Origin of the sequence: Kosakonia sp. MH5, from assembly GCF_009935945.1 — a bacterium.
In the GTDB taxonomy this organism is placed as follows: domain Bacteria; phylum Pseudomonadota; class Gammaproteobacteria; order Enterobacterales; family Enterobacteriaceae; genus Kosakonia; species Kosakonia radicincitans.
Map to the genome: position 1 here is coordinate 102,134 of NZ_QODH01000010.1, position 14,278 is coordinate 116,411.

The 14,278-nt window shown below is 55.8% G+C and carries 16 protein-coding genes and 2 pseudogenes; 12 read left to right on the top strand and 6 right to left on the bottom strand.

Annotation, left to right across the window (positions count from 1 at the left end):
• Positions 1 to 116: 116 nt before the first annotated feature.
• The 4 genes from DK872_RS22390 (at position 117) to DK872_RS22405 (ending at position 5,530) form a co-directional block, all read left to right on the top strand.
• Positions 117 to 1,634 (top strand): carbohydrate porin, encoded by a 1,518-nt coding sequence (locus tag DK872_RS22390; protein WP_035890143.1) that lies wholly within the window; start codon positions 117 to 119, stop codon positions 1,632 to 1,634.
• A 76-nt stretch (positions 1,635 to 1,710) separates the two neighbouring features.
• Positions 1,711 to 3,081, top strand: a complete 1,371-nt coding sequence (locus tag DK872_RS22395; RefSeq protein ID WP_035890117.1) for a sucrose-specific PTS transporter subunit IIBC — start codon at positions 1,711 to 1,713, stop codon at positions 3,079 to 3,081.
• A complete protein-coding gene (locus tag DK872_RS22400) occupies positions 3,081 to 4,490 on the top strand; it encodes a sucrose-6-phosphate hydrolase (protein WP_107147310.1) in 1,410 nt (469 codons plus the stop codon). Before DK872_RS22395 ends, DK872_RS22400 begins: the two co-directional genes overlap by 1 nt.
• Positions 4,491 to 4,519: 29 nt before the next feature.
• The gene (locus DK872_RS22405; protein ID WP_071921269.1) at positions 4,520 to 5,530 is read left to right on the top strand and encodes a substrate-binding domain-containing protein; all 1,011 of its coding nucleotides are present in this window, start codon (positions 4,520 to 4,522) and stop codon (positions 5,528 to 5,530) included.
• Positions 5,531 to 5,593: 63 nt separating this feature from the next.
• Here DK872_RS22405 and nadS read toward each other — a convergent pair whose 3' ends face one another.
• The 3 genes and pseudogenes from nadS to DK872_RS22420 all read right to left on the bottom strand — a co-directional run bounded on the left by nadS (position 5,594) and on the right by DK872_RS22420 (position 7,368).
• A complete protein-coding gene (gene nadS / locus DK872_RS22410; protein WP_035890123.1) occupies positions 5,594 to 5,878 on the bottom strand; it encodes a NadS family protein in 285 nt (94 codons plus the stop codon).
• A 1-nt stretch (position 5,879) separates the two neighbouring features.
• Positions 5,880 to 6,074, bottom strand: a pseudogene (locus tag DK872_RS22415) (type II toxin-antitoxin system RelE/ParE family toxin); the annotation flags it as partial.
• A gap of 31 nt (positions 6,075 to 6,105) precedes the next feature.
• A complete protein-coding gene (locus DK872_RS22420; RefSeq protein WP_090398511.1) occupies positions 6,106 to 7,368 on the bottom strand; it encodes a lipase family protein in 1,263 nt (420 codons plus the stop codon).
• Between the two features lie 151 nt (positions 7,369 to 7,519).
• Between DK872_RS22420 and DK872_RS22425 the strand changes: the two genes are divergently transcribed.
• From DK872_RS22425 to DK872_RS22445, 5 genes and pseudogenes are all read left to right on the top strand, one after another.
• A complete protein-coding gene (locus DK872_RS22425) occupies positions 7,520 to 7,831 on the top strand; it encodes a helix-turn-helix transcriptional regulator (protein ID WP_007370592.1) in 312 nt (103 codons plus the stop codon).
• Between the two features lie 2 nt (positions 7,832 to 7,833).
• Positions 7,834 to 8,358, top strand: a complete 525-nt coding sequence (locus tag DK872_RS22430; protein ID WP_071921271.1) for a rhodanese family protein — start codon at positions 7,834 to 7,836, stop codon at positions 8,356 to 8,358.
• Positions 8,359 to 8,538, top strand: a pseudogene (locus DK872_RS22435) (RNA 2'-phosphotransferase); the annotation flags it as partial.
• Positions 8,539 to 8,609: 71 nt separating this feature from the next.
• A complete protein-coding gene (locus DK872_RS22440) occupies positions 8,610 to 10,034 on the top strand; it encodes a DNA cytosine methyltransferase (protein ID WP_072439171.1) in 1,425 nt (474 codons plus the stop codon).
• A gap of 132 nt (positions 10,035 to 10,166) precedes the next feature.
• Positions 10,167 to 11,828, top strand: coding sequence for a methyl-accepting chemotaxis protein (locus tag DK872_RS22445; protein ID WP_161518865.1), 1,662 nt, complete (start codon positions 10,167 to 10,169; stop codon positions 11,826 to 11,828).
• 41 nt (positions 11,829 to 11,869) lie between these two features.
• Here the strand turns inward: DK872_RS22445 and DK872_RS22450 are convergent, their stop codons facing one another.
• Complete coding sequence (locus DK872_RS22450; protein ID WP_035890145.1) at positions 11,870 to 12,028, bottom strand: YqaE/Pmp3 family membrane protein; 159 nt, start codon at positions 12,026 to 12,028, stop codon at positions 11,870 to 11,872.
• A 175-nt stretch (positions 12,029 to 12,203) separates the two neighbouring features.
• On the opposite strand from DK872_RS22450, the gene DK872_RS22455 reads away from it, so the two are divergent.
• Complete coding sequence (locus DK872_RS22455) at positions 12,204 to 12,383, top strand: hypothetical protein (RefSeq protein WP_007370586.1); 180 nt, start codon at positions 12,204 to 12,206, stop codon at positions 12,381 to 12,383.
• A 41-nt stretch (positions 12,384 to 12,424) separates the two neighbouring features.
• Here the strand turns inward: DK872_RS22455 and DK872_RS22460 are convergent, their stop codons facing one another.
• Positions 12,425 to 12,583 carry a hypothetical protein gene (locus DK872_RS22460; protein ID WP_154066863.1) on the bottom strand — a complete coding sequence of 53 codons (159 nt, stop codon included), beginning with the start codon at positions 12,581 to 12,583 and terminating at the stop codon, positions 12,425 to 12,427.
• A gap of 248 nt (positions 12,584 to 12,831) precedes the next feature.
• Between DK872_RS22460 and alaE the strand changes: the two genes are divergently transcribed.
• Positions 12,832 to 13,281: an L-alanine exporter AlaE gene (gene alaE / locus DK872_RS22465; protein WP_007370584.1), complete on the top strand. Its 450-nt coding sequence runs from the start codon at positions 12,832 to 12,834 to the stop codon at positions 13,279 to 13,281.
• 30 nt (positions 13,282 to 13,311) lie between these two features.
• Here alaE and DK872_RS22470 read toward each other — a convergent pair whose 3' ends face one another.
• Positions 13,312 to 13,656 carry a DUF2002 family protein gene (locus DK872_RS22470; protein ID WP_007370583.1) on the bottom strand — a complete coding sequence of 115 codons (345 nt, stop codon included), beginning with the start codon at positions 13,654 to 13,656 and terminating at the stop codon, positions 13,312 to 13,314.
• A gap of 162 nt (positions 13,657 to 13,818) precedes the next feature.
• On the opposite strand from DK872_RS22470, the gene DK872_RS22475 reads away from it, so the two are divergent.
• Positions 13,819 to 14,145: a DUF883 domain-containing protein gene (locus DK872_RS22475; protein WP_007370582.1), complete on the top strand. Its 327-nt coding sequence runs from the start codon at positions 13,819 to 13,821 to the stop codon at positions 14,143 to 14,145.
• Positions 14,146 to 14,278: the final 133 nt, after the last annotated feature.

Here is a 14,278-nt window from a genome sequence, read left to right on the forward strand (position 1 = left end):
CGGTTTAGCAAATTTGATTGCGTGATGAAATTAGCCGTGCGTATGATTCATCACCTAAACCGGTTTAGCAAAAAAACAATCCTGTGATGATAGCTCTTCCTTAGGGATGCAAAATGATGAAAAAAAGCACGCTTGCTGTAACCCTTGGTTTGATATTCAGCTCTGGCGCTGCACTGGCAGCCGATCCCAGCATGAGCAGTATAGAAGCTCGTCTTGCCGCGCTGGAACAGCGTTTACAGGCGGCAGAACAACGCGCAAATGCCGCAGAAACCCGCGCCAAAGCGGCGGAAAAACAGGCGCAGCAACTGGCAACCGCGCAGCAGCAGACGCAAACCACGACCAGCCAGGTTGAGCAGCGCACTGCCAAACTGGAGCAAAAAGCCACCGATGAAGGCGGGTTTGAGTTCCACGGCTACGCCCGCTCCGGCCTGCTGATGAACAACTCCGCTGCTAAAACGCAGGGCGGACCAACGGTGACCCCGGCAGGTGAAACCGGTGGTCATGTCGGTCGCCTGGGTAACGAACCGGATACCTATGTCGAGATGAACCTCGAACATAAACAGACGCTGGCAAACGGCGCAACCACGCGCTTTAAGGTAATGCTGGCCGACGGGCAAAAAACCTATAACGACTGGACAGCCTCCAGCAGCGATCTCAACCTGCGCCAGGCGTTTACCGAAATCGGCCATCTACCGAGCTTCACCGGCGCATTTAAAGACTCCACCGTCTGGGCCGGTAAACGTTTTGACCGCGATAACTTTGATATCCACTGGATCGACTCCGATGTGGTGTTCCTCGCCGGGACCGGCGCAGGGATCTACGACATGAAGTGGAATGATGACACACACAGCAACCTGTCAATTTACGGCCGCACCTTCGGCGACATTGAGAACAGTGAAAACACGGCGCAGAACTATATTCTGTCGCTGAACAACTTCTACGGCCCGCTGCAACTGATGGTCAGTGGCATGCGCGCCAAAGATAACGACGATCGTGTCGATCTCGACGGCAATAAAGTGAAGGGCGACGCCGCGAATACCGGTGTACATGCGCTGCTCGGCCTGCATAACGACAGCTTCTATGGGCTGCGGGAAGGCTCGGCGAAAACCGCCCTGCTCTACGGCCACGGGCTGGGCGCAGAGGTGAAATCAATCGGTTCCGACGGCGCGCTGCTGCCGGAAGCGAACACCTGGCGCCTCGCCAGCTACGGCATCACACCGCTGGGCGGCGGCTGGCATATTGCACCGGCCGTACTGGCGCAAAGCAGTAAAGATCGCTACGTCAAAGGCGACAGTTACCAGTGGGCGACCGCCAACTTGCGCCTGATTCAGGGGATCACCGAAAACTTCGAAATGCAGTACGAAGGCAGCTACCAGTACATGGATCTGCGCCCGGAAGGCTACAACAGCCGTAACGCAGTGAGCGGTAGCTTCTATAAACTGACCGTCGCCCCGACGCTGAAAGCCAGCGACGTCGGCGAATTCCTCAAACGCCCGGAAATCCGCCTGTTCGCCACCTGGATGGACTGGGATCACCGTCTGGATAAGTACGCCAGCGATGATGCCTTTGGCAGCAACGGCTTTAAATCCGGCGGCGAGTGGAACTTCGGCGTCCAAATGGAGACCTGGTTCTAATGAGTTCGGCCCCTGCGGGGTGCGGGGGTCGTCTCAACCGGGTTAACACCACAATAACGAGAAGACAGAGGTTGTTATGGATTTTGCACAAATTGCCCGCGCGCTGCTGCCGCTGCTGGGCGGTAAGGATAATATCGCCAGCGCCGCGCACTGCGCCACGCGCCTGCGCTTAGTGCTGGTGGAAGACGCGAAAGCCGATACCGCGGCGATCGGCAAAATTGACGGCGTGAAAGGCTGTTTTCGTAACGCCGGGCAGTTGCAGATTATTTTCGGCACTGGTGTGGTGAATAAAGTCTACGCCGCGTTTATCGCCGAGGCCGGAATCAACGAATCGAGCAAGTCAGAAGCCGCCGATATCGCCGCGCGCAAGCTCAATCCGTTCCAGCGTATTGCCCGCCTGCTGTCGAACATTTTCGTGCCAATTATCCCGGCGATCGTTGCCTCCGGCTTGCTGATGGGGCTGCTGGGAATGGTGAAAACCTACGGCTGGGTGAACCCGGACAACGCTCTGTACATCATGCTCGACATGTTCAGCTCGGCGGCGTTTATCATTCTGCCAATCCTGATTGGCTTTACCGCCGCCCGCGAGTTTGGCGGTAACCCCTATCTTGGCGCGACACTGGGCGGCATTCTGACGCACCCGGCGCTGACCAACGCCTGGGGCGTGGCGGCGGGCTTCCATACCATGAACTTTTTCGGTATCGAAGTGGCGATGATCGGCTACCAGGGGACCGTTTTCCCGGTGCTGCTGGCCGTGTGGTTTATGAGCCTGCTGGAGAAGCAACTGCGCCGGGTGATCCCGGATGCGCTGGATCTGATCCTGACGCCGTTCCTGACGGTGATTATCTCTGGTTTTATCGCCATGCTGGTTATCGGCCCGGCGGGGCGCGCACTCGGCGACGGCATCTCTTTTGTCCTCAGCACATTGATTAGCCATGCAGGCTGGCTGGCCGGTATGCTGTTCGGCGGGCTCTATTCGGTGATTGTGATTACCGGCGTGCATCACAGTTTTCACGCGATTGAAGCCGGGCTGCTGGGCAATCCATCTATCGGCGTCAACTTCCTGCTGCCGATCTGGGCGATGGCTAACGTCGCGCAGGGCGGTGCCTGTCTGGCGGTGTGGTTTAAAACGAAAGATGCGAAGATCAAAGCCATTACCCTGCCTTCGGCGTTCTCGGCGCTGCTCGGCATCACCGAGGCGGCGATTTTCGGTATTAACCTGCGCTTTGTAAAACCCTTTATCGCCGCGCTTATCGGCGGGGCTGCGGGCGGCGCGTGGGTGGTTTCAGTGCATGTGTATATGACGGCGGTCGGCCTGACGGGCATCCCTGGTATGGCGATTGTGCAGGCCAGCTCGCTGCTCAACTATGTTATTGGGATGGTGATTGCATTTAGCGCCGCGTTTGTTATCTCTTACCTGCTGAAATACAAAACGGACTCCGAATAATGGCTTCAACAACCCTGCTGCCTGCCATGTTGCAGGCAGTAATGAAAGGCCAGCCGAAAGCGCTGGCAGACCCGCACTACCCCGCCTGGCATCTTGCGCCGGTGACCGGGCTGCTTAACGATCCGAACGGTTTTATCCAGTTCGCCGGGCGTTATCATCTGTTCTACCAGTGGAATGCGCTGGGGTGTCAGCACCTGCACAAATGCTGGGCGCACTGGAGTTCGGCGGATTTAGTCCACTGGCAACATGAACCGATCGCGCTGATGCCCGACGAAGAGTATGACCGCAATGGGTGCTACTCCGGCAGCGCCATTGATAACAATGGCGTACTGACGCTGTGCTACACCGGCAACGTGAAGTTTGACGATGGTTCCCGCACCGCGTGGCAGTGCCTGGCGGTACAAAACAGCGACGGCGGTTTCGACAAGCTCGGCCCGGCCATTCCGTTGCCGCACGGCTACACCGGCCATGTGCGCGATCCGAAAGTGTGGCGGCACGACGGGCAATGGTACATGGTGCTGGGCGCGCAGGATTTACAGTTGCAGGGCAAGGTGCTGCTGCTGCGCTCAGAGAATTTGTGGAACTGGCAAAACCTCGGTGAAATCGCCGGTAGCGACCTGAACGGGCTGGGCGATGCGGGCTATATGTGGGAGTGCCCGGATATGTTCACCCTCGGCGACCGCACCTTTCTGATCTGCTGCCCGCAGGGCGTAGCGCGTGAGGAGAAACGCTACCTCAATACCTACCCGAGCGCCTATCTCAGCGGTACGCTGGATTACGCCGGCGCGCAGTATCAGCACGGTGAGTTTGCCGAACTGGATGCCGGGTTTGAGTTTTACGCCCCGCAAACCACGCTCGCCGATGATGGCCGCCGCCTGCTGGTCGGCTGGATGGGCGTACCGGATGGCGAAGAGATGTTACAGCCAACCGTGGCGAATGGCTGGATCCACCAGATGACCTGCCTGCGTGAACTGACTGAACATAACGGTAAGCTCTATCAGCAGCCGGTTGCTGAGCTACAGGCGCTGCGCGGTGAAGAACAGCGCTATCGCGGTACGGCAGAAGCGATGCCTGCGCTGGAGGCAGAGCAACTTGAGCTGGTGCTGGAAAGCGAGGGCGGGTTAACGCTGAATTTCGCCGATACGCTCATTCTCGAATGGCGCGGCGACGAACTGCGTCTGGCCCGTCGCAGCCTGCAAACCGGCGAGTGGCTGTACCGTTACTGGCGCGGCAGCGCGCAGAAGTTGCAGATCCTCTGCGATCGCTCAAGCGTGGAGATCTTTATCAACGAGGGCGAAGGGGTGATGAGCAGCCGCTATTTCCCGACGCATCCGGCGCAATTAACCCTGCGCGGAGGCGCAGAAGTACAGGCCCACTACTGGTCGTTACGTTCTTGCATGGTAGAATAAGTGCTTGTTTCCTTAAACGATGCAAAACCGTGCGAAAAACAAAACGCGTTACCATCAGTGATATCGCTGCGCTGGCCGGGGTGTCGAAAGCCACTGCCAGCCTGGTGCTTAACGGCCGCGGCAAAGAGCTACGCGTGGCGCAGGAGACGCGCGACCGCGTGCTGGCGATCGCCCAACAGCATCACTACCAGCCGAGCCTTTATGCCCGTCTGCTGCGTGAAAACCGCAGCCACACGCTGGGGCTGGTGGTGCCGGAAATCACCAACTACGGTTTTGCCGTTTTTTCCCATGAGCTGGAAAACCTCTGCCGCGAAGCCGGTCTGCAACTGCTGATCGCCTGTACCGACGAAAATGCCAGCCAGGAGACAGTGGTGGTCAATAACCTGGTCGCGCGCCAGGTGGATGGCCTGATTGTCGCCTCCAGCATGCAGAGCGACAGCGACTACGTGAAGCTCAGCGAACAGTTGCCGGTGGTACTGTTTGACCGCCACATCAATGACACTCAGTTGCCGCTGGTGATCACCGATTCGCTGACGCCGACGGCGGATTTAGTCGAACGCCTGGCACGGGCAAACCCCGATGAAATCTACTTTCTTGGCGGCCAGCCACGGCTTTCTCCCACCAAAGATCGGCTCGCCGGGTTTATGCAGGGGCTGGAGCGTGCGGGCGTAACGCCGCGCCCGGAGTGGATTATTCACGGTAACTACCACCCGAGCAGCGGTTACGAGATGTTCGCCGCGCTGTGCGCCAGGCTGGGTCGCCCGCCGAAGGCGCTGTTTACCGCCGCCTGCGGGCTGCTCGAAGGGGTGCTGCGCTATATGAGCCAGCACCATTTGCTGGAGAGCGACATCCATATCGCCAGCTTTGACGATCACTACCTGTATGATTCGCTGTCGCTGCACATCGACACCGTCGAGCAGAACGTGCCGCGTCTGGCGCAGGATTGCTTCGAGATAATCACCCAAATGATTGAGGGCAACGAACCGGCAATGCCGCAGCGCGTACTGCCCGCGACATTGCGCTGGCGTCATGCACAGTAATGACGGCCCGGAATTCAGATATTTGGCCAGGTAACAGAACAACAGCCCCGATGGGGCTGTTGTTTAATGGGCGGCAAGTTCACGAAAGAAATCGGGATTTGCCTGAATTGTTGCCAGTACCTTGGCTGCCAGGCCTGTCGGGTTACGCCGTTTGGATTCCCAACTTTTAATGGTATCAACGCTGGTTCCCATCGCTTTCGCCATCTCACTTTGTGAAACGTTGAGTTGCTCTCTAATCGCTTTTACATCAGCTATTTCATAGCGGGTGACATTTGCTGGCGCTTTAACCCCATTTTTGATGTCTACAGCCTCTTCCAGAGAGGTTTTTAGTTCGTCAAAAAAATGCATGTCACACCTCATTTTTCAGTAATTTCGTCAGTTTTTTCAATTCACTCTTTTCCACATCAGTCAGGTTATCTTTGATGTTTTTCGGATAAGCCATAATCAAATAGATAACCTCTTTGGTCGCCAAAAAGTAAATGACTCTGGCGCTACCGCTTTTCCCCTGCGAACCCGTAGCCATTCTTATTTTTCGCCGCTCACCGCTTTTCGGTATAAAGCTGACTTTTGTGCGACTAATTAAACGCAACGCCCTTTGTGGGCTGCTGCAATTTCCCGGGCGGCTGCAACGAGCCGCAACTGTTGGGCTGCGGAGCGTTTTCCATCACGCCGCGGACAAACTTCAGTTCATCGGCAAAAGCGACGTTGACGGTGCCGTTATGGGTAATGCCGGGATAGGTTTTCCACTCCACCGCATTACCCCCGGCGCACAGCGCGGCCACTGCGGCATATTGGTGGTGCGGCGATAAGGTGTGATCGGCGAGCCCCGTGGCGGCAAATAGCGGCGCCGGGAAGGCTTTGACCGGCATATCGGTTACCGGCAACAGCGCATTAGTGACCTGCGCGGAACCGCCGATAAATGCCGCACTGCCGTCGAGTTTTTCGTGGCGCTCATAGCGGCCCAGCTCGCTCATACAGGCGGTTTTCGCCAATGCCAGCAACTTCGCCCCCTTTTCTGTTACCCATTTTTCAGCGGGCGGCGCGCCATCCGGCAGCGAGCCGCCAATCAATCGTAACATCGTAAAGCGTGATGGATCGCGATTGCCCGGACGCGCATTGCCGGGTTTCACTGGCCCATCCGGAAACGTTGCCACCACCCCCGTGGCAAGGGTGGCGCGCAGTTTCAATTCCGGGGCGTAATCCGGCGCAATCAGGCTGGCGCCAAGCGACGCGCCCGATCCCTGCGACTGGCCGCTGATCACCAGGTTATTCGCGAGCTGCTGCGGATAGGCCTGTAACGCCGCACGTACGCTGTCGAGCACTGAGCGTCCTTCCGCTTCCCAGTTCATATACGGATGCGGCCCCGGCCCGCCGAGCCCCTGATAATCGGTGGCGACAACCGCAAAACCCTGCTGGAGCCACTGGTTAATATAATGCGCATCCCGTGCTGTCGGGTTAGTCCACGACGGCGCACAGCTATCGGCAACGCCCAGCGTACCGTGCGCCCAGGCGAGAACCGGCCAGCCTCCGGCCGGTGGATTGCCTTTCGGGAACCAAAGCGCGCCGCTGACCGGCACAATTCCGGCGTTCCAGCGTTTATCGCGCGAGGTATACAGAATGCGTTGCGCCTTGCTGGCTGCGGTGATTTCCGGCTGTGCGGGAAGCGGCTCTTCGCGCAGCATCATGCCGGGGTTCGCAGGTAAAGAACCGTCCCAGATATAAAAAGGTGAAAGCGATTGATCGCCTGCCGCAGGCCCGACGGGCAAGGCATTACTCCAGGCGCTCGCGCCATGAACCCAGACGCTGACAGCGCAGAGCGCATATTTCAAAACCTTCACATTCTTCTCCGGAAATATCGCCACACATAACCCTCAGTAAACGAAGGTGTTGAAGAGAATTCAAACCAAAAATGTTAAGGATTTATTCAGTGCTTGAATTCTTTCGCTCTTTATTTTAGATTTATCTAAATTTAGAAAAAACTAAACAATCATGACCAAACCCGATATCCCGTTACTTCAGAAACAGGCTGAGCAGGCATCCGGCTTACTGAAAGCGATGAGCAACCCGCACCGGCTGCTGATCCTCTGCATGCTGTGCGACGCGCCGGGCACCTCTGCGGGTGAACTAAGCGCCATCACGGGCCTTAGCCCTTCAGCGACATCGCAACATCTGGCGCGGATGAAAGAGGAAGGTCTGGTTGAAAGCCTGCGCCAGGCGCAGCGGGTCAACTACTTCATTAAAGATGAAGCGGTTGGCAAAATCATCAGCACACTCAAGGGGCTCTACTGCCCGCAGGAGTAACTATGTCTTATACCCGGATCTCCGCGGCTAACGCCCGCGCACAGCAAGCGGCAGGCGCACTGCTTATCGATATTCGCCAGCCTGATGAATTTCGCCGCGAGCACCTGCCTGGCGCCGTCTCATTGCCGCTGGAAGCATTGCTGAACGGTGCGCCAATTACTACCGACTCGCCCACACAAACAGTGATTTTTCACTGCCAGTCCGGCAGACGTACGCAGGAGAATGCCGATGCGCTGGTACGTGTCGCAGGGCAAGCGCCGGTGGCCATTCTCGAAGGCGGGCTAAATGGCTGGAAGCAGGCGCACCTGCCAACAGTGGAAGATAAACGCCAGCCGCGTCCGCTGATGCAGCAGGTGCAAATGGTGGCGGGCAGCCTGATCCTGCTCGGCGTGATACTCGGTTACGCGGCGCATCCGGGCTTTTTCCTGCTCTCCGGTTTTGTCGGCGCAGGCCTGCTGTTCGCCGGAGTCAGCGGCTGGTGCGGCATGGCGCTGCTGCTGGCGAAAATGCCATGGAACAAAGTGTGAAAATATGTGCATTTATCTGCCGATGAGGTGACCGCAACCGCCGTCGGTCAGCGCCACGGCAAACCGGTGGTGTTCACCGTTGAAGCGGGGCGGATGCACGCGCAAGGCTTTGTTTTCTATCAGGCCGATAACGGCGTGTGGTTGACGGAAAGCGTACCGGTTGCGTTTATCCGCCAATAACAGCTTGTCTGGCGTTTCTCCTCTGGGTCAAATGAGTGATATATTTCAGAGCGTCAATCCAAGGAGACGCCATGGCGGAATTTGATTCACTCGCACAGGAACTGCTGGCGCAGGCAGAGACTGAACAACAGCGACAGCAGGAACGCGACCGGGCATTACTCGATCAGGTGCTTGAAATCTACGGACAAAAGTACGTGGCCGAGCAGCTGAAAAAGGCGGGTAAAGCGGAATGGAGCCGTGAATCGCTCAACCGTTGGATAAACGGTAAAGGCAGCGCCAAAACGCTGACCGCCGCCGAAGAGGCGCAACTGCGTGCGCTGCTCCCCTCGCCCCCCGCTCATCACCCCAACTATCGTTTCCGTTTTATCGATCTCTTTGCCGGTATTGGCGGTATTCGCAGCGGGTTTGAAGCTATCGGCGGGCAGTGCGTGTTTACCAGTGAATGGAACAAAAACGCGGTGCGCACCTATAAAGCCAACTGGTACAACGATAAGTCCACGCACACCTTTAATCAGGATATCCGCGAAGTGACGCTGAGCGGCAATCCTGCCGTCTCTGAAGCCCAGGCTTACGCCCATATCAAACAGCAGATCCCCGAGCACGACGTGCTGCTGGCGGGCTTTCCCTGTCAGCCTTTTAGCCTCGCCGGGGTAAGTAAAAAGAATGCGCTCGGTCGCGCCCACGGTTTTGAGTGCGAAGCGCAGGGAACGCTGTTTTTCGACGTTGCGCGCATTATCAAAGCGCGGCGTCCGGCTATCTTCGTGCTGGAGAACGTCAAAAACCTCAAAAGCCACGACAAAGGCAAAACCTTCAGCGTGATCATGAATACGCTGGATGAACTGGGCTATGACGTGGCCGATGCCGATGCTTCCGGCAAAGACGATCCGAAAATCATTGATGGCCGCCACTTTTTACCGCAGCACCGCGAACGCATTGTGCTGGTTGGTTTTCGCCGCGATTTACACCTCAATGAAGGTTTTACCCTGCGCGATATCGACCGCTTTTACCCCACGCAGCGCCCGACCTTCGGCCAACTACTCGACCCGACGGTCGACAGCAAATATGTGCTGTCGCCCAAGCTCTGGGAGTACCTCTATCGCTATGCGCAAAAACATGCGGCAAAAGGGAATGGCTTCGGTTTCGGGCTGGTGGATCCCACCAATGCCGCAAGCGTGGCCCGCACGCTGTCGGCACGCTATCACAAAGACGGTTCAGAGATCCTTGTCGATCGTGGCTGGGATAAAGCGCTGGGTGAAGCCGATTTCGGCAATGCAGAGAACCAGGCGCGCCGCCCGCGTCGCCTGACGCCGCGCGAATGCGCGCGTCTGATGGGTTTTGAAAAAGTCGGCGAACAGCCGTTTCGCATCCCGGTTTCCGACACGCAGGCTTACCGCCAGTTTGGCAACTCGGTGGTGGTGCCGGTATTCGCCGCCGTAGCGAAATTGCTGGAGCCGCGTATTGCGCTGGCAGTAAAAAAACACCGCAACAACCTGTAACGCACTTCCCGGCATGTGATATGCCGGGCACTTATTTAAGTCTTATTTAAGTGTTTAAAAAGCGATCATAAAGTTAACTTTGACCAGGCCGATATTAACAGAGCAATCCCGACTCTCTCACGGACTATGGCCATGCTCAAAAATATACGGGTTATTACCGGCATCATTATTGCTCTTTCGATATTTTGTCTTCTCCAGTTGGTCACCGGGGGACTTTTCTACTCTGCAGTCAATAATGACAGGCTGAACTTCCAGAACACCGGGGTTCTTAACGCACAGCAAGAAAACTTAGGCGACAGCGTTAACACGCTGATCAAAACACGCGTCACCGTTACACGCGTGGCGATTCGCTTTTTGAAAAACCAACGCGATCCGGCCTCCCTTGCCAGCATCGATAAACTCCTCACCACGGCAACCGACTCACTCGGCAAAGCAGAAGGTTATTTTAATAACTACAAAAACACGCCGCGCGTGGCGGGCCAGGACAGTGCATTAGCCGACGAAGTTTCGCAAAACATCAGCAAAATGCATGACGTTTTGCAGCAGTCGATCACCTTCCTGCGGGCCAATAATTACGAGGCTTACGGTAACCTGGATGCGCAACAGGCGCAGGATGATATGGACGCCAGTTATACGAAGTGGCGGGCGGAAAACAACACCTTCCTGCAAGCGGCGGCACAGCAAAACCAGAACAGCTTTACCAGTATGCAATGGACGCTGGGCGTAATTTTGCTGGTAGTGATTGCCGTAATGGTCATGATCTGGCTGGGTCTGCAACACCTGCTGCTGCGGCCGCTGCACAGCATTATGGGACATATTCGCGCCATTGCCGGAGGTGATCTGACACAATCGATCGCTGCCGAAGGCCGCAACGAGATGAGCCAACTGGCAACCGGCCTGCATGAGATGCAATCAGCGCTGGTGCAAACCGTCAGCGCGGTGCGTAACAGTTCTGATTCGATCTACACCGGCGCCAGCGAGATCTCCACCGGCAACAACGATCTCTCCTCCCGTACCGAGCAACAGGCGGCTTCGCTGGAAGAGACCGCGGCCAGCATGGAGCAACTCACCGCTACCGTGAAGCAGAACACCGATAACGCCCGCCAGGCATCGCTGCTGGCGAAAAATGCCTCCGATACGGCGGCTCGCGGAGGCGAAGTGGTCAGCAATGTGGTGCGTACCATGAGCGAAATTTCCGATAGCTCCCAACAAATCGCGCATATCACCAGTGTGATTGACGGTATCGCCTTCCAGACCAATATTCTGGCGCTGAACGCTGCGGTGGAAGCCGCCCGCGCAGGCGAACAGGGACGCGGCTTTGCCGTGGTGGCCGGTGAGGTACGTACGCTGGCAAGCCGCAGCGCACAGGCAGCAAAAGAGATTAAGACGCTGATTGAAAACTCGGTGAACCGCGTAAACTCTGGCACCACGCTGGTTGCCGAAGCGGGCGATACCATGAAAGAGATCGTCAACGCGGTGACGCGCGTGACCGACATTATGGGTGAAATCGCCTCCGCTTCCGATGAGCAGAGCAAAGGGATTGAGCAGGTCAGCCTTGCGGTATCGCAGATGGACAGCGTCACGCAGCAGAACGCCTCGCTGGTGCAGGAATCGGCGGCGGCTTCTGCGGCGCTGGAAGAGCAGGCCGAGCAGTTGCGTCAGGCAGTGGCGGTGTTCCGCGTGAATGGGCACAGCACGCTGCTGAGCAAAAAAGCCGGTACGCCAAAACCGACAGCGCTGCGCCCGGCTACGCCGACGGCAGCCTCCGGGGACAGCAACTGGGAAACGTTCTGATAACTTCGCAAAGGCGCGATACTTGTTATCGCGCCTTTGTGTTAATCGCGGGTCTGCACCCAGAAAGCGTGAATCAGACCGGGAACGTAGCCCAGCAGGGTGAGCAGGATATTGATAATAAATGCCCAGCCAAAGCCTTTGCCCAGCAGCACGCCGAGCGGCGGAAGAATAATCGTCAGGACAATGCGCCAGAAACCCATATTGCCTCCCATGCAGAAAAATTCAGGTAATTGAAATAAAAGACTTTCTCTTTAAGAATAGCCACTCTGCAATGTACCGCCACCTCCGTCGCGCGCTTTTACCCTCTTTTACGCTGTACCCCCTACGACCTCCAGGCTAAGGTTAGAGACACAACAAATGAGAAAGGAGGAAGGTATGTTTTCTGTCGGCGATATTGTGCAACCGCGCGTTGGCGGGCCAAAACTTAAAGTGCTTGAAGTTCATCAGGATCAAATCGTTGCGGTTCCCGTTCACGATGAGACGGCAGACAAAATTACGCTGAAAGCGGAAGATGTCTCGCCATATAAAGAAGACGGCGATTTCGGCGTCTGTTAATCCCTCAGCGGTGGGCGTTCCCCACCGCCCTGACTATTATTTTATGCAAAACATAAGCATAAATAATCACGCACCACATCAGAATTAAACTCCACAAAAACACCCTTATCAGCATAAAAAATGCTGTTGGTTGTTTTATCTGCACGGCGGAAGCAGAGTACGCTAAAACGCGCCGCGTCTTCCCCTTCAGAGTGCTGCATTTATTCTCACATCATCCATAAGCTTTTGATATTGAATAAATTTAACAACCACTCCAGTTAAAATAATGAAATGAGCAGAAAACGCACAAACACAGAGCGCTTTATCCAACAAAGAAAAGAAAATAAAAATTTATCACTAGTTGTTAGTTTCAAACCAGATGGATACTCTATCCGCATTAATTCAGCCACTTCAAAACGCTAAAAGACCTGTTTATTCGCCTTTTCGTTGATTCTCAAGGAGCAGCACCATGTTCTCTTCGCAGTCTCGCCTGCGTCACGCCGCAGCAGACACCTTTGCGATGGTTGTCTATTGTTCGGTCGTGAACATGCTGATTGAAATATTTCTCTCCGGAATGAGCTTCGAACAGTCACTTTCATCGCGCCTGGTCGCCATCCCGGTAAACATTATTATTGCCTGGCCTTATGGTTTGTACCGCGATGCCTTTATGCGTTATGCGCGCCGTATTAGCCCTTCCGGCTGGATGAAAAATCTGGCGGATGTGCTGGCATATGTCACCTTCCAGTCGCCGGTTTACGTGGCGATCCTCTGGTCGGTAGGTGCGGACTGGCATCAGATTGTCGCTGCGGTCAGTTCCAATATCGTGCTGTCGATGATGATGGGCGCCGTTTACGGCTACTTCCTCGATTACTGCCGCCGTCTGTTCCGGGTGAGCAGTTACCACCAGGCTAAAGCCTGATAGCGGATGGCAGGCAACGCCTGCCATCGTTTAGTGCTGTTCGCCAAATAATCCTTTCAGAAAACGTTCCAGCGCCACGCGCGAACTGAATCCGTGCGGAATGCCGTAATGCTCCTGGGAATCGCCGCCAAAATAGAGCGGGAAATTCTGGTAGTGATCGCACAACTTGATGTCCGAGGCGGGATCCGCGAGCGACGAACTGCGTTCTTTCAGCGTGGGGTGGATCACCAGCGCCGTACGGCCCATTCGCGCTTCACGATTCACATAAACATAATTTTCACCGCGACGATAACCATAGGTTTTTGGCGTCGCCACATCCATTGTAAATCCCACGTTTTCCAGAACGCGTGCCACTTCATCGGGTCTTAAGTACATAGATTTTCCTCGTCATCTCTCTACAGCCTCGCCACCTTACATGACTAAGCATTGACCGTGATTCAGAAAATTCCACAAACGGGCGTGAAAGAGGTGATTGCCGTCAGGCCTTAAAAATTATGGTCTAAACTAAAATTCACATCAAAAACGAGGGAGGATCCTATGTTTAACAGACCGAATCGCCGTGATGTTGATGAAGGCGTCGAGGATATCAACAACGATGTCAGCCAATTAGCCGATAGTCTCGAAGAGGTACTTAAATCATGGGGCAGCGACGCCAAAGACGAAGCGGAAAGCGCACGTCGTAAAGCACAGGTGCTGTTAAAAGAGACCCGCGCACGTCTGCATGGCCGCAACCGTGTGCAACAAGCCGCGAGCGACGTTGTGAGCTGCGCAGATACCTTTGTGAAAGACAAACCCTGGTGCAGCGTTGGTGCTGCCGCCGCCATTGGTATTTTCGTCGGCGCGCTACTCAGTTTGCGTCGCTAAACCCGCTCTTTTCGCAAAAACCCCTGCCCGGTTAACTCGCGCAGGGGTTTTTATTTGCCGCCACATCGCTGTATGCCTGTGTAAAATGTGTACAACCCCCCCTTACCCATTGTGTCCATCCTTTGGGCAAAGC